This window comes from Halomonas sp. HK25 (assembly GCF_047795635.1).
In the GTDB taxonomy this organism is placed as follows: Bacteria; Pseudomonadota; Gammaproteobacteria; order Pseudomonadales; family Halomonadaceae; genus Halomonas.
On record NZ_CP181044.1, the window covers coordinates 2,815,479 to 2,834,417 of the forward strand.

Here is an 18,939-nt window from a genome sequence, read left to right on the forward strand (position 1 = left end):
CTAGGCTTTCGGCTGCCCGAAGGGCACCGTCGCGGCGTTGTCATCCGGCCGGCCGGCCAGGCCGTCGCGAAGCACCACGAAATCCTCGAGGTAGGTGGAGAAACGCGAAAAATCCTGGGATTCCCACCACCACAGGCTCAGCGCATGCCGGTGGGACTCCATCACTATCGCGTCCTGGGGCAGCCGCTCCAGCAAAGTCCTGAGCCGGTTTTCCAGTGCCTCGGGCAGCGGTCGCAGCGGCTCCCGTCGCCAGCGCCAACCGTACGCGAAAGGCTTGAGCGCCGCACTGGCATAGTCGTCCCGCACCAGCACGAAATCGGGCCCCGGCCGATCCTGGGGATAACACCAGCGATAGGCCGGCATGGCCGTCTCGATGCCGTGCAGAGGCGGCTTCTCCAGCTTGACGGTGAGTCCGGTCTTGATCGCCGCCGTTCGCAGCGCCGATACGCGGCGCTGCCGCGGACTGGGCTTGAGCCACATCACCGGCGAGACCACCAGCAGCAGGACAAGCAGGATGAACAGCCAGGTCATCGCCATCTCCAGATTGGGTTGATGCGTGAGTCTTGATACATGTCGTTGTCTTGCCGAGTCAGCCGGCCTAGAGTGAAGACATCTCTTCACCTCGAGATCCACTCAGGAGCCCTACCATGAGCAACGAATACCGCCACGTCCTGGTCGCCGTGGACCTGACCAAGGACTCCCACAAGGTGCTGGAGCGCGCGGCCCAGATTGCCGAGCGCAACAACAACGCCAAAGTCTCCATCATGCACACCCTGGAGCCGCTGGGCTTCGCCTACGGCGGCGATATCCCCATGGATTTGACCAGCATCCAGGACCAACTCGACGAGCACGCCAAGCAGCGACTGTCCGAGATTGCCGACCCCCACGTGACAAAGGAGAACCAGCACGTGCTAGTCGGCATGCCCGACACCGAGATCCACCGCTTCGCCGAGGAGAACGGCGTGGACCTGATCGTGGTCGGCTCCCACGGCCGTCACGGCTTCGCCCTGCTGCTCGGCTCCACCTCCACTGGCGTGCTTCACGGCGCCCAGTGCGATGTGCTGGCCGTGCGGGTCGGGAAGAAGGGCGAGAAGAGCGCCGAATAACCCACTCCTGACACCCAAAAGCAAAAAGCCTTTCTCATCTTGAGGAAGCGCAGGATTCGCGTCACGAGCGAAGATAGGTTGGTCGCCGCCGGAGCGCAGAACCGAGCGTAGCGACAAACATCCGGAAGATGGCCCCGAAGGGGCGAGGAACCAAAGGTTCCAAGTCAACTGGAGTGTAGCCTGCTACATGAGGATTCCGACGGTCCGACGCTTCGGCACCGCCGGCGATCAACTTATTCCACAACTGCGCAAGCGCAGTAGCGAATCATCGCTTACTCCCCCGCGGCCATGGCCTCCAGCTCCATCCAGCGCTCCATGGCGGCATCGAGCTCGGCCTGCCTGGCACCCAGCGCCTCCAGCGTGGCGGCGACCTGGGTGGCGTCCTGCTGATAGAAGCCCGGGTCGCCCATCGTGGCCTCGAACTTGGCCACCTCGCCTTCGAGTCGCTCGATCTCGGCCGGTAGAGCGTCGAGCTCGCGCTGGAGCTTGTAGGAAAGCTTGGCGGGCTTTTTTGCCGGGGCAATGGTACCGGACGACGCCGGCGCTGATGCGGCCGGGTCGATATCGGCCACCGGCTCAACCCGCTGGCGGGCCGCCCCCTCCCAGGGTGCCGGGGGGAGCTTGCCGCCCTGGCGCACCCAGTCCGTATAGCCGCCCACGTACTCACGCACCCGGCCCTCGCCCTCGAAGGCCAGCACGCTGGTCACCACGTTGTCCATGAAGGCGCGGTCGTGGGAGACAAGCAGCAGGGTCCCGTCGAAGTCGAGCAGCAGTTCCTCGAGCAGTTCCAGGGTCTCGACGTCCAGGTCGTTGGTCGGCTCATCGAGCACCAGCACGTTGGCGGGCTGGGTGAACAGCTTGGCCAGCAGCAGGCGGTTGGATTCCCCGCCCGAGAGCGCCTTGACCGGCTGGCGGACCCGCTCCGGGGTGAACAGGAAGTCCTGCAGGTAGCTCATCACGTGGCGGTCCCGGCCGCCCACCGTGACCCGGTCACTGCCCTGGGCCACGTTGTCGTAGACGGTCTTCTCGGGCTCCAGCCCGCCACGCAGCTGGTCGAAGTAGGCGACCTGCAGCTTGGTCCCGACCTGCACCTTGCCCTCGGTCGGTGCCAGTTCGCCGAGCAGGATCTTGAGCAGGGTGGTCTTGCCGGCGCCGTTGCGGCCGATGAAGCCGATACGGTCGCCGCGCTGGATCTCCAGGGAGAGGTCACGAATCACCGCCTCGTCGCCGAAGCGCTGGGTGACATGCTCCAGGGCCACCACCCGTTTGCCGCTGCGCTCGCCGCTGTCCACGCTGAGGTTGGCCTTGCCCTGGCGTTCGCGGCGTTCGCTGCGCTCCCGGCGCAGCTGCTCCAGGGCCCGCACCCGCCCCTCGTTGCGGGTGCGCCTTGCCTTGATGCCCTGGCGGATCCACGTCTCCTCCTGGGCCAGCTTCTTGTCGAACTCGGCGTTCTCGCGTGCCTCGACCTCCAGCTCGTGGGTCTTCTGGGCCTGGTACTTCGCATAGTCGCCCGGATAGCGCCCGAGGCGACCGCGGTCGAGCTCGAGGATGGCCGTGGCCAGCTTGGACAGGAAGGCGCGGTCGTGGGTAATGAACAGCACCGCGCCGTTGAAGGCGGCCAGCTGCTCCTCGAGCCAGGCGATGGTGTCCAGGTCCAGGTGGTTGGTCGGCTCGTCGAGCAGCAGCAGGTCGGGGTCGGCGACCAGCGCCCGGGCCAGCGCCACGCGACGCCGCCAGCCGCCGGAGAGCTCGGCCATCTCGGCATCCTCGGGCAGCCCCAGGCGTGTCAGCACCACATCGATGCGCTGGTGGAAGGACCAGCCGTCGATGGCCTCGATCCGCGTCTGCAGGTCGGCCATGCGGCGCATGTCGGGCTCATCCTCGTGGATCAGGTGGTGATACTCGGAGAGCAACTCGCCGGCCTCGGGCAGGCCGCCGGCCACCACGTCGAAGATGGTCTGTCCGGAGGCATCGGGGAGGTCCTGGGCGAGCACGCCGATCTTCAGTCCCGGGGCCCGCCAGATGTTGCCGCCGTCGGCCAGGATCTCGCCGGCCACCAGCTTGAGCAGCGTCGACTTGCCGGTGCCGTTGCGCCCCACCAGGGCCAGGCGCTCTCCCTTTTCCAGCACCAGGTCGGCACCGTCGAGCAACACATGGGTACCATAGGCCAGTTGCAGCTGTTCCAGACGTAGCAGGGTCACGCGCACACCTCATCCGATCTCGAAGGCAACTAGTGTATCGCAACTCCGGCTCGCCGTGGCCCTGCCGCCATGGTGACCGCCGTCGATCCCGAGTAAACTGCGCCGCGCCCCGACGTCCCGTCATCACGACCACAGGAGTTGCGCCTTGGCTGAACCGACCGACACCTTCGATGACTTCCTGCCCGAGGCGCTCCGCCTCCGAGCCGCAGCCCCTCTGGTGGACATCGGCGCCAACCTGACCCACGAAAGCTTCGCCCGCGATCTCTCGGCGGTACTCGGTCGCGCCAGGGCGGCCAACGTCACCACCCTGATTCTCACCGGCACCGACCGCGAGCACGCCGAGCAGGCGGTAGCGATGGCCCGGCAGACCGCCGACGCCTCACTGCAGCTGTTTGCCACCGCCGGCGTGCACCCCCACGACGCCAGCCGCTGGGATGCCGGCCTCGCGGCCGCCATGGCGGACCTGCACCGACAGTCCGAGGTGGTGGCGGTGGGCGAGTGCGGGCTCGACTTCAATCGCAACTTCTCCACGCCCGCCGAGCAGGAGCGCGCCTTCGAGGCGCAGCTGGGCCTGGCGGCGACCTGCGGCAAGCCGCTGTTCGTGCATGAGCGAGACGCGGGCCGACGAATGCGCGAGATGCTGCACGCCTGGCGGGACGATATCAGCGACGCCGTGGTGCACTGTTTCACCGCCGACCGCGACACCCTCTTCGGCTACCTGGATATCGACCTGCATATCGGCCTGACCGGCTGGCTGTGCGACGAACGCCGCGGCCACCACCTGCGCGACCTGGTCGGCGAGATCCCCCTCAACCGCCTGATGGTGGAAACCGACTGCCCCTACCTGCTGCCGCGCAATTTACCTGCCAAACTCAAGGGCAGGCGCCACGAGCCGGCGCTGCTGCCGTGGATCGTGCGGGAGATTGCCCATTGGCGAGGCATCGGCGAGGAATCGCTGGCCAGCGCCACCAGCGACACCGCCCGCGCCTTCTTCCGGCTGCCGTCCGCCCCGACACCGACACACCTGGAGAACTGAATCATGCCCGACCTGCCCGGCTTTATCGCCGTGGAGACCGGCGAGGATGGCGGCCTGCCACTGGCCATCGCCTGGACGCTGCCCGACGGGCGCGTCAAGCACACCCTGATCCAGCCCGAGGATGACTGGCTGGACGCCGAGCTGATCTCCCTGGGGGAGTACAGCCTGGAGGAGCTCAACAGCATGGGGGTGAGCCCGCTGGACGTGATCCGCGAGCTGGAGAACGACCACTTCAGTGCTACCCTCTACACGGCGGGCGTCAGCGACGACGAGGCCGCCCTGTCGCGGCTGTTTGACACCTACGGGCTCGACCCCTTCGTGGAGCTGGCGCCCGCCGAGTGCCTCTACAACGGCATTGCCCCCGGCGACTGGTCCCGGGCCCGCGGCGAGCTGTTCGGCGAGCTGGGTCTGGAGCCGCTGCGACCGGAGCACGAGGTGGAGGTGATGCTGCACCTCCACCAGCGCATGAGCGGCCCCGACGAGGCCTGAAGTGGCGTCACACGCCAGCCAGCAGCTCCCGAACACGCTCGACGATCTGTGACCGGGAGGGCAACGTCAGGGTGGCCGCCGGCCCCAGCGGGATAAAGCTGTCCTCGGCGGTGAGCCGGTGCAGTCGCTCGCTCGCCACGCCCCTCTCCACCAGGCCGGTGACCAGCTCCTCACTGAGTGACCCGGAGCGGCGGCACTCGTCGACGATCAACACCCGATGGCAGCCGGCAGCCGCACGGCAGACGGCGTCGTGGTCGATGCCCGTGAGCCAGCGCAGATCGACGATGCGCAGCCGCTGCCCCCCCGGATCGAGCTCCGCCGCCGCCTGGCGGGCCAGATAGACGCCGTTGCCATAGGTGACGATTGCCAGGCCGACGCCCTCGCCCCACTGCCCCGTCTCCCCCGGCGACAGCCGATGCTCGGGCCCAGGGTCAGGGAAGCACCAGCCGTCATCGCCCTGCTCCAGCAGGTCGCGGGTGTGATAGAGCGCGATCGGCTCGATGATGACCACCACGCGCTGCGCCTCGTCGGCCAGGCGCACCGCTTCCTGCAGCAGCCCCACGGCGTCGGCACCATTCGACGGGCAGGCTACCAGCAGCCCGGGGATGTCGCGCAGCACGGCGATGGCGTTGTCGTTGTGAAAATGGCCGCCGAAGCCCTTCTGGTAGCCGAGCCCGGCGATGCGAACCACCATGGGATTGGTGTACTGGCCAGCGGAAAAGAAGCTCAGGGTGGCCGCCTCGCCGCGCAGCTGGTCCTCGGCGTTGTGCAGGTAGGCCAGGAACTGGATTTCCAGTAGCGGCACCAGACCGTTGTGAGCCAGGCCAATGCCGAGTCCCAGGATGCTCTGCTCGTCGAGCAGGGTATCGATCACTCGGTGAGGACCAAACCGCCCCTGCAACCGTTGGGTCACCCCATAGACGCCCCCCTTGCGGCCGATGTCCTGGCCGGCCATCACCAGGTGGGGGTGGCTGTCCATCAGCCGCTGCAGGGCCTGGTTGATCAGTTTCGCCATGGGACCCGATGCGGGCTCCAAATTGACCTCGCCCCGGCCGCTCAGTCGACGTCCGGGACGCGATGGCGGCACGATGCTGGCCATCACCTCGCGGGCGCTTTCCAGCTTCGGGCGGCGGATCGCCTCCTCGGCCAACCGCGCCACCCGCTCATCGACTTGCCGGTAGAGCGCAGTGATCTCGTCCCGCGATAGCACCCCGTGGCGGCGCAGCAGCCCGGCGCTGAACAGCAGCGGGTCGCGAGCCTCGTCGGCGGAGATGCGTGACGCCGAGAGGTATGCCTGCTGGGCGTCGGAACCGGCATGGCCGAACAGGCGAACGCAGCGCAGGTGCAGGAACACCGGCTGCTTGTGGAGGCGGGCGATGACCTCGGCCTCTTGGGCGGCACGCCAGGTGTCGAGCAGGTCGAGACCGTCGCAGGCCAGGTAGTGGAAGCCGGGGCGGGCCCGCATGCTGGCCTCGACCCAGCCGGCCGGCGTGGGCGTGGAGATGCCGATACCATTGTCCTCGCAGACCATCACCAGCGGCAGCGGCGCCCCCTGGTAGGCCGCCCAGCCGGCGGCATTCAATGCCCCCTGGGCGGTGGAGTGGTTGAAGGAGGCATCGCCGAAACTGCACAGCACCAGGCTGTCGGCGGGCCACTCACCGCCGCCGCCCAGGCGCCGCCACAGCCCCAGGCTATGGGCCGCCCCCACCGCCTTGGGCAGGTGAGAGGCGATGGTGCTGGTTTGAGGCGGCACTTTGAGCGACTTCGAGCCCAGCACCTTGTGGCGCCCGCCGGAGACCGGATCGTCGCGGGACGCCGCGAAACTCAACAGCAGGTCCCACAGCGGCGTCTGGCCAGGCACCTGACGGCTGCGCTCGATCAGTAAGGCAGCATCGCGATAGTGCAGGAAGGCGGGATCAGTCGGGCGCAGGGCGCGGGCAATCGCCGCGTTCCCCTCGTGACCGGCGCTGCCGATGGTGTAGAAGGCTTCGCCCCTGGCTTGCAGGCGGCGAGCCTGCAGGTCCAGGTGGCGACTCATCAGTTGGGACTCGAACAGCTCGGCTAGCGCCTCGGGGGTCAGTGCCACCTCATCAAGGCTCCAGTCGCGCTCTGTCACGGGCCAGTGGTCCTGGTCGAGGGCGTCAAGAAAGCGCTGCTCCAGGAGCAGGGGCTCACGGGAGGAGGATGAGGAAGAGGTGGCCACGGCGAACTCCGGCTGGGGATAACGCCTTCAGACTAGCTGACTTCGCCCAACGCGGTCGCCGGCGATCAGGCGACGCCCCGCGGCGATGGCTGCCTCCCGGGCGTCGCCCTCCCGGTAGAAGCCCTGCAGGGCGAGCCGGAAGGCCGCGGCACGCCGTGGCAGTCCTTCCCGCTCGTAGCTTTGTGTCCTGGCTTCGACCCGAGCGCGGAAGGCCGCACGGTTCACCTCGACGTCGCCGCCCAGGTTGTCGACGCTGATATGAAAGCGTAGGCCACAGGCCCGCGAGAAGAGCAGTTCCAGCGCCTGGGGGGCCACCTCCACCGCCTCGAAGTCGCGTTGCTCACCCGCATCGCGCCCATCGGGCAGGTACCAGTAGCCGTAATCCTCCCACTGACGGCGACTCTTGCCGGCGATGCACCAGTGGCTGATCTCGTGCAGGGCGCTGGCATAGAAACCCCGCGCAAAGATCACTCGGTGAAAGGGCGTGTCGGCATCGGCCGGCAGGTAGAGCGGCTCGTCGCCGCCGCACACCAGGCGCGTGGCGTAGGTATCGTGAAAGAGGCCGTCGAACAGGGCGATGACATCCTCGAGTCGGTGATTCACGCAGGCTCCACGGGCATAGGGGTAGCCGCCATTATAGGCGCCTGGCGAGGCGGGCCAAAGCCCCCGCGCATTGCTATAGTGGGCGGTTTTTCGTTCTACCCGAAAGCCTGACCGCATGGAGCGCCCGACCTTGTTCAGTCCTATCGCCCGCTTGCTCGCTACCGGCCGAGGGGAAGCTCGCCCGCTGCTGGCCCTGACGCTGCCGATCTGCGGCGCGCAGCTTGCCCAGGCCGGCATGAGCGTGGCGGATGTGATGATGACCGGTCGGCTCAGCGCCACCGACCTGGCTGCCGTCTCGGTGGGCTCGAGCCTGTGGATGCCGCTGATGCTGTTCATGACCGGCACTCTGATGGGGCTGACGCCCATCGTGGCGCAGTTGATGGGCGGCAGGCGCCTGACCGAGATTCGCCCCAACGTGCACCAGGCGCTGTGGGTGGCACTGGTACTGGGCGTGGTCGCGGCGGCCCTCCTGTGGTTTACCGTCCAGCCCATCTTCGTGCTGATGGCGGTGCCCGAGGAGGTGGCGAGCCGCTCGGCGGCCTATCTCGCGGCGGTAGCCTTCGGCATGCCGGGCGCGGCGCTTTTCCAGGCGCTGCGTGCCTTCTCGGATGGCATGAACCATACTCGCCCCTCGCTGTGGATCAGCCTGATCGGTCTGGGGGTGAATATTCCCTGCAACTATGTGCTGATTCATGGCGGCGAGGGCCTCACCGACCTGTTCGGCGACTGGCTACCGGCTTGGGTGCAGGCGCTGCCGGCGCTGGGCGCCCTGGGCTGCGGCATCGCCACGGCGCTGTCGCTGTGGACCATGAGCCTTGCCATGATCCTCTACACCCGCCGCGCCCGGGCTTACCGCGAGGTGTCGCTGTGGCACTCTCCCACCCTGCCGCGCCTGAAGATAATCGGTGAACTGCTCTATGTCGGCGTGCCCATCGGTGTGGCGATCTTCGTCGAGGTCACCCTGTTTACCGTGATCGCGCTGCTGATCGCCAGCCTCGGCGAGATCACCGTGGCGGCCCATCAGGTGGCCCTCAACTACACTTCGATACTCTTCATGCTGCCGCTCTCGCTGAGCATGGCGCTGACGGTGCGGGTCGGCAATACTCTGGGCCAGCAGCGTCCGGCCCAGGCCCGCCAGGTGGCCGCCTTCGGCATCGCTGCAAGCGTGCTGGTGGCGCTGCTCAACAGTGCCCTGCTGTGGTTGACCGCAGAATCGGTGATCGGCCTCTATACCCACGATATGACAGTGCAACGCCTGGCCCTTTCACTGGTCCTACTGGCCATGATCTTCCAGCTTTCGGATTCGCTGCAGGTGAACCTGGCAGGCGCACTCCGCGGCTACCGAGACACCCGCATCATCATGTTGATCACCCTGGCCTCATACTGGCTGGTCGGGCTGGCCGGCGGCCACTGGCTTGGAACCCGCGGGCTTTTTGGGGTGATCGAGCCCATGGGCGTTCACGGCTACTGGATCGGCCTGATCGGTGGCCTCACCGTGGCGGCGGCTCTGCTTGGCGAGCGTCTCAGGCGGATCAGTCGGGCAGCGGCGGAGGGCAGACACGATGCATTGGGTGTCCATTAACAGAGGCTTTGTCACCCTACTGGTCGCGATGGGCGGCCTGCTGACCGCCTGTGGCAGCGGTATCGACAGCAACGACATGCTCATCGACTACCAGCGCGAACTGGCCCGGCGCCTCGACCTGGCGCCCCCCTCACCGGCCAGTCCCGACAATATCGGTGCCTTTCCCGACCAGCGTGAGCGGCTGGTGACGATCCCCGAGACGCGGGAGGGCTTGCTCAATGTCTTTGCCTTGCGCGAGTGCCATATCACCACCCTCGTCGCGGAGCGCAACAGCACTCTGGGAAGGGTCGCCCCGGCCAGCCGGCAGTGGCACTACGAATTGACACTGTGGCAGCGCCTGACCGACTGCCTGGCGAGCGATGTGCCCGAGCGCCTTGCCGAGGCGGATCGAGACAGGCTCGAGCGCCTGGCCACCACCAAGACGGAGCAGCTGCCCCAGGCGACCTGGAACGGCCTGTTCGGCTCCGATGAGTGGGCCGGCAGCTTCTCGAGGGTGAGTTCACCCTTGCCGCCGGACGCCCTGGCGCCACCCGAGGCACAGCTGGAATCGCTCGGCTACCTGCAGGCGTTGACCGCGACAGCGACGAGGGACGCCCCGCCGCCCGATCTGGCGGCCCTGGAAGGACACCTGCGCGCCCTCAACCAGCGTCCCTATACCGCCGAGCTGCTGCGCACCCTGGCGCTGGCCACCCAGCGCCTGGAAGAGGCCTCCGCCCTGGCCGAGCGCGCCCTGGCGCGACATGACGGCTGTCTCACGCCCGCCCTGGAGGACAGCGCGAACGACGAGCACCTCGCGCAGTGGCTCGAGACGCTCACCGGCGCCGCCCATGCCTGGCTGACAGAGCTCGACCCGCTGTTCGACTCCCTTCCCTTTCCCCCCGAAGCGGTCAGCGCCTACCATCGGGAGTGGCTCTCCCTGAACCACCCGTCGGCCCCTCTGCCCGCCTTCGAGACAGCCCGGAAACATCATCAGGATCTGCGTCAGGCCCTGGCACTACGCTGCCGTTGAGACCACGGGATGCGCAGCAGGGCTTAACCTCCCTCACCGTCTGTGCTATTGGTGAAGGAGAGAGTGACGCAGTGCGCCTCCGAGCGGTTCGTGGAGCCCGGCTCCCCGTGCCGATGCCGTGATAACGCAGCATGTGGAGAGACGTCATGGGAATCCCACTGTCAAACCGCCCCGCCCAGGTCATCGACCTGGAAACGATGCGCCAGCGTTTGCTAGCCAGGCGACGCCTGATTCGCCTGGCCCCCGAATTGGACGGCCTCGAGATGGTCTATCGCCTGGCTTCGAGCCCCGACACCCTATACGGCATGCCGCTGCTGGCCTGGGGGCTGCGCGAGGATGGTGAGGTCGTCGGAATGGTGCCCTGGATGGAGGCACTGACCCCATGCCATCGCCTGGATGACCCGGAGCACGGCAGCTTCGTCGGTTATCGTGACCCCGAGACCGAGGAGCTGTTCGATCAGGCCCCCGAGCACAAGGTGTTCGAGCTCGAGCACGCCGCCGCCTATTTCGACTACGAGGAGACCGAGCAGGTCACCCTCATCCAGCAGATCCCCGAGACGCAGGGCACCCACGCCCTGTGCATGGACGAGGGTGATGCCCCCTGGCAGCTCAAGCAAGTGTTCGGCTGGCGGCTCTACAGCGATGGCGCCGTCGAGGCGCTGCTGGCCGACGAACGGCTGGTGGAGTCGACCCCGATCCTGCCAGGCGATACCTGCCTCTACCCCGGCCATAGCCGCCACCGCGTGGTTTACTTCTTCCAGCGCCAGATCGCCAACCGCATCCGCCGCGAGGATCCCGCCACTCTGGAGGCGCTTGCCCTGATGGTGATGCCGGAGGCCAACAAACCCTCGCGGGGCTGAACCCCGCGGGACAGAATTAGCCCAAACGGATAAAGTAGCGGTAGCTGCCCTCGAGCTCCTCCTGGCGAATCAGTTCATGACCTAGAAACTGACAGAATTTAGGCACGTCTCGGGTCGTGGCCGGATCGCTGGCGATGACCTTGAGCACCTCGCCGGAGCGCATGTCGCGCACCTTGTTGTGCATCAGCATGATCGGCTCGGGGCAGTAGAGCCCGGTGGTGTCGAGCTCGATCTGAAAGTCGGGAGCCGCCTCGGGCAGGACGTCACGGGAATCAACCATCGATGGCCTCGTCGTTGGGATCAACACTGTTGGGAGCAAGCTAGATGATCAAGATCATTATCGAACGCCGGATCATGCCGGGGCTCGAGGAGGAGTACGAGGAAGCCGCTCGTGAAGCCATGCGCCAGTCCCTCGGCGCGCGCGGCTTCGTGGGTGGCGAGAGCCTCGTCGAACTCGGCCACAGCGACCGACGCCTGATGATCACCAAGTGGCGCGACATGCGCGCCTGGAAGGAATGGTACACCAGCGAGGAGCGCTCCCGAGTGATGCAGCGCCTCCTGCCGCTGCTCACCGAAGAGGAGCGCATTCGCATCTACGAGCCCACCACTCACTGAAGCAGGCGGCGAGCGCCACTCGGGCGCTCGCCGCTCTCCCCCTTGGGCGGGAGCGGGAGCCGGAGACGGCTAATCGCGCAGCCGCACATGAACTGTCACCTCCTCCCGGTCATGGTAGAGGTGGCGACAGCCCACCTCCGCGGCCACCCCGGCACTGGCCAGCGCCTCCTCCAGGCGAGCCAGGCAGGCAGCCACCTCGGGCCAGCGGCGCTTCATCGGCAGCTTGAGGTTGAATACCGCCTCGCGGCACCAGCGCCTCACCAGCCAGCGTTCCACCATGGCTTCCACCCGCGACGGCTTGTCGACGATATCGCATACCAGCCAGTCGAGCCGATAGGGCGGCTCCCACACGAAACCATCCTCGCGCAGGTGCTCAACCTGCCCGGTGGCCATCAGCGCCTTGTCCATGGGCCCGTTATCGATGGCATAGACATGCATGCCGCGATGAACAAGCTGCCAGGTCCAACCGCCTGGGGCCGCCCCAAGGTCGGCGGCCTGCATCCCCTCTGCCAGGCGCGTGTCCCACTCCGTGCGCGGCACGAACTCGTGCCAGGCCTCCTCTAGCTTCAAGGCTGAGCGACTCGGGGCCGACTTGGGAAAGCGCAGCCGACGGATGCCCCCCGGCTGATCACTGCGGTTGCCCGGAAAGCTTATGCCGAGCTGAACGTGGTCGCCGGCGCTCCACAGCAGGTGCAGGCGTCGCCCGCCGGCCTTGCGACGCAGAGCGCCCCGCTTCGTAAGCAGCGACTCCAGCGGGCGCGACAGCGCCTTGGCCAGACCGGCCAGGGCCTTGCCATCGTTGGTATCCGGCGTCTCATGCCAGATACTCTCGAAGCTCCAGCCGGACTCGACGACCTGCTCGGTGATCGGTGAGAGGCGGTCTTCCCGATCCAGCGACAGCGGTGGCAGCGCCACCAGACTCTGGCGAGCAAAGACCAGCCCATGAAGTGGCAGGGCCCGGTGCAGGCCGTTGGCCGGCTCCTCATCCGCCACGCAGAAACGAACGAAGCCACCTCCCGCCCCCTGGATGACCTCGCCGGACCAGCCCGACTCAGCCGCCTTGTAGGCGACCTCTTCGGCCAGATCACGCTCGAAACCGGGTCGGCAGTAAAGCAGCAACTCCGACGGGGCCCGGCTCAAGCGCCACCTCCCCGGTGCCCGGCGCGCGGACTTCCGCCACGCAACTCGTCCTCGACGTCCTGAAGCTGAACGTTCAACGCGTTGGTGGAGATCTGGATCTCCCACAGGGAGTAGACCAGCGAAACCGATAGCGTCACCAGACTGACGCCAAACAGGACCATACCGGTGAGCTCCAGCGACAGGAAGAGAGCAAACATCGACAGGGTGCAGAGCAGAAAACTGAACACGCCGGCCAACTGCATCCGCTTGGTCAGGGAAATCCTCCGTCGCAGCAGCATGATCTGACGGGTATTGGTCTCCTGGTGCTGGTTACGTTCCTCATCGGCCAGCTTGCGGATCAACTGGGCCAGTACCAGGAAGCGATTGGTGTAGGCCAGCAAGAGCAGCGAGATGGCCGGAAACAGCAGCGCCGGCGTTGTCAGGGTCAAGGCGGACTCTCCACAGCGAATAGTGATACTTATGATACCAGCGGGGCGGCTACCGGCACGAGAGACACTGAACGTTTAATAATCATCTATTAACTATATTTAATGCAATGATTTGGTGCGCAATATCCCGACAGTTTCAAGCAAGTTTGGCTCATATCAATGTCTAACCAGCGCATAGCCCATACAGTTGCTGCATAATGGTGCATTGCTTTATATTGTCAGCCCACTGGAACCGATTCTAGGCTGTCCGCCCGACTGACGGACACGACGTCAACTTGTCACACAGGAACCCGCCGATGCCCTACGTTCACGATACCCTCGAAGGCCTTCGCAAGAGCAGCCCCGCCCAGACCGAGTTCTACCAGGCCGCCGAGGAAGTCCTCGAGTGTCTGCGCCCCCTGTTTCAGCGCAGCCCGCACTACCATGACCACAGCATCATTGAGCGCATCGTCGAACCCGAGCGCCAGATCATGTTCCGGGTCTGCTGGACCGATGACGACGGCAAGGTACAGGTCAACAAGGGTTACCGCGTGCAGTTCAACTCTGCCCTGGGCCCCTACAAGGGCGGCCTGCGCTTCCACCCCAGCGTCACCTCGGGCACCATCAAGTTCCTCGGCTTCGAACAGATCTTCAAGAATGCCCTGACCGGCCTTCCCATCGGGGGCGGCAAGGGTGGCTCCGACTTCGATCCCAAGGGCAAGTCCGACGGGGAGATCATGCGCTTCTGCCAGTCCTTCATGACCGAGCTCCATCGCCATATTGGGCCAACCACCGACGTTCCTGCCGGTGACATCGGCGTGGGCGCCCGCGAGATCGGCTACATGTACGGTCAGTACAAGCGCCTTACCGGCCGTTATGCAGGCGTGCTTACCGGCAAGGGGCTGAACTGGGGCGGCTCCCTCGGCCGCAAGGAAGCCACCGGCTATGGTGCGGTCTACTTTGCCCAGAACATGCTGGAAGCTCGCGGCGAAAGCATCGAAGGCAAGACCTGCCTGGTTTCCGGTGCCGGCAACGTGGCTACCTATACCATCGAGAAGCTCTACGAACTGGGCGCGACGCCGGTTACTTGCTCCGACTCCCGCGGCACCATCCATGACGCACGCGGCATCGACCTGGCTCTCCTCAAAGAGCTCAAGGAGGTCAAGCGCGCCTCCCTGGAGGAGTACCTGGCCAAGCACCCCGAGGCTAGCTACATCCCGGCCAGCGACTACCCGGAGGATGGCCACGCCGTCTGGCGCATCAAGGCCGATGCCGCCTTCCCCAGCGCCACTCAGAACGAGCTGACGGTGGCCGACGCCCGTGCCCTGCTGGACAACGGCGTCACCTGCATCAGCGAGGGCGCCAACATGCCGTCAACCGCAGACGCTGCCGACCTCTTCCTGGAAGCCAAGATCGCCTATGGCCCCGGCAAGGCCGCCAACGCCGGCGGCGTGGCCACCAGCCAGCTCGAGATGGCCCAGAACAGCAGCATGGAACAATGGCCGCTGGAGAAGGTGGACGCCAAGCTCAAGGAGATCATGGCCAATATTCACCGGCAGTGTGCCGACACCGCCCAGGAGTTCGGTGCACCGACCAACCTGGTGCTGGGCGCCAACGTCGCCGGCTTCCGCAAGGTCGCCGACGCCATGATCGACCAGGGCGTGGTATAACCCCCCGCTGCGCCAACAGACGCAAGAAAGAAAAAGCCCGGGCCATGAAGCCCGGGCTTTTGCTTTGTTCGCCATTCAACGCCTGCGTTTCAGTGCACAGGGTGAAGCCGATCAAACGTAGGGGAGGTAGCCACGACCGGCCTGGGCCCGACACTGGGTCTCGGCCATCTTCATCATGCCACGCCACAGGCCGCACAGCAGGAGCATAAAGACGGGACGCTGAATACCAGTTTCGTCCCAGATCGTCGGGTATGTCGCCTTGGCATTGCTCATGTAGAGAGCCTCCGGTTAGGGTTCACATTGAGGAGGATTATACCTTAGTCTAAATACCAAGGTCTAATCTTCTTCAGCCAACCGGTCCGCGAAGCGCTCCCCGTAACGACGAAACCCCAGCCTCTTTCGAAGCTGGGGTTTCTGAAAAGGTGCCTGACGATGTACCCGGGCGGCGCTCCGCTACTCTCCATGGGGAGCCCCCTGGCGGTGTTATCCCGCCCACAACGACGAAACCCCGAGCATCTGAATGCCCGGGGTTTTTTCGCTATAAGTGCCTGACGATGACCTACTCTCACATGGGGAGACCCCACACTACCATCGGCGCTGAGCGGTTTCACTGCTGAGTTCGGCATGGGATCAGGTGGTTCACGCACGCTATGGTCGTCAGGCGAAAAACGGTGAATCATGCTGACGTCGAGACGTCTCAATCGTATCCGCTGTCCTCTGTCATCGACAGACCACTTGGGTGTTATATGGTCAAGCCTCACGGGCCATTAGTACAGGTTAGCTCAACGCCTTGCAGCGCTTCCACACCCTGCCTATCAACCAGCTGGTCTCGCTGGGCCCTTCAGGAGGCTCAAGGCCTCAGGGAAGTCTCATCTTGAAGGGGGCTTCCCGCTTAGATGCTTTCAGCGGTTATCCTGTCCGCACATAGCTACCCGGCAATGCCACTGGCGTGACAACCGGAACACCAGAGGTGCGTCCACTCCGGTCCTCTCGTACTAGGAGCAGCTCTTCTCAAACTTCCAACGCCCACGGCAGATAGGGACCGAACTGTCTCACGACGTTCTAAACCCAGCTCGCGTACCACTTTAAATGGCGAACAGCCATACCCTTGGGACCGACTTCAGCCCCAGGATGTGATGAGCCGACATCGAGGTGCCAAACACCGCCGTCGATGTGAACTCTTGGGCGGTATCAGCCTGTTATCCCCGGAGTACCTTTTATCCGTTGAGCGATGGCCCTTCCATACAGAACCACCGGATCACTAGAACCTGCTTTCGCACCTGCTCGACGTGTCTGTCTCGCAGTCAAGCACCCTTATGCTCTTGCACTCACTGCACGATTTCCAACCGTGCTGAGGGTACCTTCGTGCTCCTCCGTTACGCTTTGGGAGGAGACCGCCCCAGTCAAACTACCCACCACACACGGTCCTCGATCCGGATAACGGACCTGAGTTAGAACGCCAATGATGCCAGGCTGGTATTTCAAGGTTGGCTCCACCCGAACTGGCGTCCGGGTTTCCTAGCCTCCCAGCTATCCTACACAAGCAACATCAGCGTCCAGTGTGAAGCTATAGTAAAGGTTCACGGGGTCTTTCCGTCTAGCCGCGGGTACACAGCATCTTCACTGCGATTTCAATTTCACTGAGTCTCGGGTGGAGACAGCGTGGCCATCATTACGCCATTCGTGCAGGTCGGAACTTACCCGACAAGGAATTTCGCTACCTTAGGACCGTTATAGTTACGGCCGCCGTTTACCGGGGCTTCGATCAGGAGCTTCGCTTGCGCTAACACCATCAATTAACCTTCCGGCACCGGGCAGGCGTCACACCCTATACGTCCGCTTGCGCGTTTGCAGAGTGCTGTGTTTTTAATAAACAGTTGCAGCCACCTGGTATCTTCGACCGCCTCGTGCTCGGGGAGCCAGTCCCTCTACACTAACGCGGCGTGCCTTCTCCCGAAGTTACGGCACCATTTTGCCTAGTTCCTTCACCCGAGTTCTCTCAAGCGCCTGGGTATTCTCTACCTGACCACCTGTGTCGGTTTGGGGTACGGTCCCACTGTATCTGAAGCTTAGAGGCTTTTCCTGGAAGCGTGGCATCGATGACTTCCTGACCGTGGTCAGTTCGTCTCGCGTCTCGGCCGTCTCAGTGAAGAGAGTGATCCGGATTTTCCTGAATCACTGGCCTACTCGCTTTCACCAGGACAACCAACGCCTGGCTCACCTAGCCTTCTTCGTCCCCCCATCGCAATACAGTGAGGTACGGGAATATTGACCCGTTTCCCATCGACTACGCCTTTCGGCCTCGCCTTAGGGGCCGACTCACTCTGCTCCGATTAGCGTCGAACAGAAACCCTTGGTCTTCCGGCGGGGGAGTTTTTCACTCCCCTTGTCGTTACTCATGTCAGCATTCGCACTCGTGATACCTCCAGCAGACTTCTCAATCCACCTTCATCGGCTTACACGACGCTCCTCTACCGCGTGCCTGCATCCTTAAGCCTACTCATCGTGATCCGCCCACCCGACTCAACGTTCGGGGAGCGCTTGAACGTCGCTTCGCGACGTTAATCGAATAGCCTTAAGTGATGCAGGCACACCCGTAGCTTCGGTACCTGGTTTGAGCCCCGTTACATCTTCCGCGCAGGCCGACTCGACTAGTGAGCTATTACGCTTTCTTTAAAGGATGGCTGCTTCTAAGCCAACCTCCTAGCTGTCTGAGCCTTCCCACATCGTTTCCCACTTAACCAGGATTTCGGGACCTTAGCTGACGGTCTGGGTTGTTTCCCTTTTCACAACGGACGTTAGCACCCGCTGTGTGTCTCCCACGCTGCACTCACCGGTATTCGGAGTTTGCCTCGGGTTGGTAAGTCGGGATGACCCCCTAGCCGAAACAGTGCTCTACCCCCGGTGGTGATACGTGAGGCGCTACCTAAATAGCTTTCGAGGAGAACCAGCTATCTCCGGGCTTGATTAGCCTTTCACTCCGATCCACAAGTCATCCAAATCTTTTTCAACAGATCCTGGTTCGGTCCTCCAGTTGATGTTACTCAACCTTCAACCTGCTCATGGATAGATCGCCCGGTTTCGGGTCTATTTCCAGCGACTGGTCGCCCAGTTAAGACTCGGTTTCCCTACGCCTCCCCTAATCGGTTAAGCTCGCCACTGAAAATAAGTCGCTGACCCATTATACAAAAGGTACGCGGTCACAGAACATGTCTGCTCCCACTGCTTGTACGCACACGGTTTCAGGATCTATTTCACTCCCCTCGCCGGGGTTCTTTTCGCCTTTCCCTCACGGTACTGGTTCACTATCGGTCAGCCAGGAGTATTTAGCCTTGGAGGATGGTCCCCCCATGTTCAGTCAGGGTTTCTCGTGCCCCGACCTACTCGATTTCACATGATCAGATTTTCGACTACGGGGCTATCACCCACTATGGCCGTGCTTCCCAGCACGTTCGTCTAATCAGTTACATGCTTAAGGGCTGGTCCCCGTTCGCTCGCCGCTACTGGGGGAATCTCGGTTGATTTCTTTTCCTCGGGGTACTTAGATGTTTCAGTTCCCCCGGTTCGCCTCCCAACACCTATGGATTCAGTGTGGGATACCCTGCTGATGCAGGGTGGGTTTCCCCATTCAGAGATGCCCGGGTCGCAGGTCGTTTGCCACCTCGCCGAGCCTTATCGCAGGCTACCACGTCTTTCATCGCCTCTGGCTGCCTAGGCATCCACCGTGTGCGCTTCATCGCTTGACCATATAACCCCAAGGGGTCTGATCTGCGATGACAGTTTGACAATTGCCGGATACGCTTGAAACATATCTCGTGTTCTTTCCTTGCGGAAAGAACGTTTGTCAGCATGATTCACATTGTTAAAGAGCAGTTAAAGCTGGAAGCTTTAAGCTGGAAGCTGGAAGAGCTGCCCGCCGCGTGGCAGGTGTCTCGTTCAGCGCCTAGCTTAAGGCTTACGCTTTGTTGTCGACTGTTGTGGCCTTACTTCACGCTTCAGGCTTTCAGCTTCAAGCTTG

16 protein-coding genes and 2 rRNA genes are annotated in these 18,939 nt (G+C 63.9%); 8 read left to right on the plus strand and 10 right to left on the minus strand.

Annotation, left to right across the window (positions count from 1 at the left end; genetic code table 11):
* Positions 1-531 carry a preprotein translocase subunit YajC gene (locus ACM26W_RS13405; RefSeq protein ID WP_416137478.1) on the minus strand — a complete coding sequence of 177 codons (531 nt, stop codon included), beginning with the start codon at positions 529-531 and terminating at the stop codon, positions 1-3.
* 116 nt (positions 532-647) lie between these two features.
* Here ACM26W_RS13405 and ACM26W_RS13410 point away from each other — a divergent pair, with 116 nt between their 5' ends.
* Positions 648-1,106, plus strand: a complete 459-nt coding sequence (locus ACM26W_RS13410) for a universal stress protein (RefSeq protein ID WP_416137479.1) — start codon at positions 648-650, stop codon at positions 1,104-1,106.
* Positions 1,107-1,378: 272 nt separating this feature from the next.
* Here the strand turns inward: ACM26W_RS13410 and ACM26W_RS13415 are convergent, their stop codons facing one another.
* Positions 1,379-3,307, minus strand: a complete 1,929-nt coding sequence (locus tag ACM26W_RS13415; protein WP_416137480.1) for an ATP-binding cassette domain-containing protein — start codon at positions 3,305-3,307, stop codon at positions 1,379-1,381.
* A 145-nt stretch (positions 3,308-3,452) separates the two neighbouring features.
* On the opposite strand from ACM26W_RS13415, the gene ACM26W_RS13420 reads away from it, so the two are divergent.
* Both ACM26W_RS13420 and ACM26W_RS13425 read left to right on the plus strand, forming a co-directional pair.
* The gene (locus ACM26W_RS13420) at positions 3,453-4,343 is read left to right on the plus strand and encodes a TatD family hydrolase (protein ID WP_416137481.1); all 891 of its coding nucleotides are present in this window, start codon (positions 3,453-3,455) and stop codon (positions 4,341-4,343) included.
* Between the two features lie 3 nt (positions 4,344-4,346).
* Positions 4,347-4,832 (plus strand): hypothetical protein, encoded by a 486-nt coding sequence (locus ACM26W_RS13425; RefSeq protein WP_416137482.1) that lies wholly within the window; start codon positions 4,347-4,349, stop codon positions 4,830-4,832.
* A gap of 7 nt (positions 4,833-4,839) precedes the next feature.
* Here ACM26W_RS13425 and ACM26W_RS13430 read toward each other — a convergent pair whose 3' ends face one another.
* Together ACM26W_RS13430 and ACM26W_RS13435 are read right to left on the minus strand one after the other, a co-directional pair.
* Positions 4,840-7,035: a thiamine pyrophosphate-dependent enzyme gene (locus ACM26W_RS13430; RefSeq protein WP_416137483.1), complete on the minus strand. Its 2,196-nt coding sequence runs from the start codon at positions 7,033-7,035 to the stop codon at positions 4,840-4,842.
* A gap of 27 nt (positions 7,036-7,062) precedes the next feature.
* Positions 7,063-7,638, minus strand: a complete 576-nt coding sequence (locus ACM26W_RS13435) for an elongation factor P hydroxylase (protein WP_416137484.1) — start codon at positions 7,636-7,638, stop codon at positions 7,063-7,065.
* Between the two features lie 130 nt (positions 7,639-7,768).
* On the opposite strand from ACM26W_RS13435, the gene ACM26W_RS13440 reads away from it, so the two are divergent.
* The 3 genes from ACM26W_RS13440 (at position 7,769) to ACM26W_RS13450 (ending at position 11,089) form a co-directional block, all read left to right on the plus strand.
* The gene (locus ACM26W_RS13440; RefSeq protein ID WP_416137485.1) at positions 7,769-9,220 is read left to right on the plus strand and encodes an MATE family efflux transporter; all 1,452 of its coding nucleotides are present in this window, start codon (positions 7,769-7,771) and stop codon (positions 9,218-9,220) included.
* A complete protein-coding gene (locus ACM26W_RS13445) occupies positions 9,210-10,229 on the plus strand; it encodes a DUF3080 family protein (RefSeq protein WP_416137487.1) in 1,020 nt (339 codons plus the stop codon). The genes ACM26W_RS13440 and ACM26W_RS13445 overlap by 11 nt, the downstream gene beginning before the upstream one ends.
* Positions 10,230-10,375: 146 nt before the next feature.
* The gene (locus ACM26W_RS13450; RefSeq protein ID WP_416137488.1) at positions 10,376-11,089 is read left to right on the plus strand and encodes a hypothetical protein; all 714 of its coding nucleotides are present in this window, start codon (positions 10,376-10,378) and stop codon (positions 11,087-11,089) included.
* A gap of 16 nt (positions 11,090-11,105) precedes the next feature.
* On the opposite strand, the gene tusA is transcribed toward ACM26W_RS13450, so the two are convergent.
* Positions 11,106-11,369, minus strand: coding sequence for a sulfurtransferase TusA (gene tusA, locus ACM26W_RS13455; RefSeq protein ID WP_416137489.1), 264 nt, complete (start codon positions 11,367-11,369; stop codon positions 11,106-11,108).
* A gap of 44 nt (positions 11,370-11,413) precedes the next feature.
* On the opposite strand from tusA, the gene ACM26W_RS13460 reads away from it, so the two are divergent.
* Positions 11,414-11,704 carry an antibiotic biosynthesis monooxygenase family protein gene (locus ACM26W_RS13460; RefSeq protein ID WP_183332693.1) on the plus strand — a complete coding sequence of 97 codons (291 nt, stop codon included), beginning with the start codon at positions 11,414-11,416 and terminating at the stop codon, positions 11,702-11,704.
* 69 nt (positions 11,705-11,773) lie between these two features.
* Here the strand turns inward: ACM26W_RS13460 and rlmM are convergent, their stop codons facing one another.
* Entirely contained in the window at positions 11,774-12,844 is a 1,071-nt protein-coding gene (rlmM, locus tag ACM26W_RS13465; RefSeq protein ID WP_416137490.1) for a 23S rRNA (cytidine(2498)-2'-O)-methyltransferase RlmM, read from the minus strand.
* Positions 12,841-13,272 carry a DUF2721 domain-containing protein gene (locus ACM26W_RS13470; RefSeq protein WP_416137491.1) on the minus strand — a complete coding sequence of 144 codons (432 nt, stop codon included), beginning with the start codon at positions 13,270-13,272 and terminating at the stop codon, positions 12,841-12,843. The genes rlmM and ACM26W_RS13470 overlap by 4 nt, the downstream gene beginning before the upstream one ends.
* Positions 13,273-13,568: 296 nt before the next feature.
* Here ACM26W_RS13470 and gdhA point away from each other — a divergent pair, with 296 nt between their 5' ends.
* Entirely contained in the window at positions 13,569-14,921 is a 1,353-nt protein-coding gene (gene gdhA, locus ACM26W_RS13475) for an NADP-specific glutamate dehydrogenase (protein ID WP_416137492.1), read from the plus strand.
* Positions 14,922-15,032: 111 nt separating this feature from the next.
* Here gdhA and ACM26W_RS13480 read toward each other — a convergent pair whose 3' ends face one another.
* The 3 genes from ACM26W_RS13480 to ACM26W_RS13490 all read right to left on the minus strand — a co-directional run bounded on the left by ACM26W_RS13480 (position 15,033) and on the right by ACM26W_RS13490 (position 18,667).
* Positions 15,033-15,194 (minus strand): hypothetical protein, encoded by a 162-nt coding sequence (locus tag ACM26W_RS13480; RefSeq protein WP_416137493.1) that lies wholly within the window; start codon positions 15,192-15,194, stop codon positions 15,033-15,035.
* A gap of 273 nt (positions 15,195-15,467) precedes the next feature.
* Positions 15,468-15,583, minus strand: a 5S ribosomal RNA gene (gene rrf / locus ACM26W_RS13485).
* An 84-nt stretch (positions 15,584-15,667) separates the two neighbouring features.
* Positions 15,668-18,667 (minus strand): 23S ribosomal RNA (locus ACM26W_RS13490).
* Between the last annotated feature and the right edge of the window lie 272 nt (positions 18,668-18,939).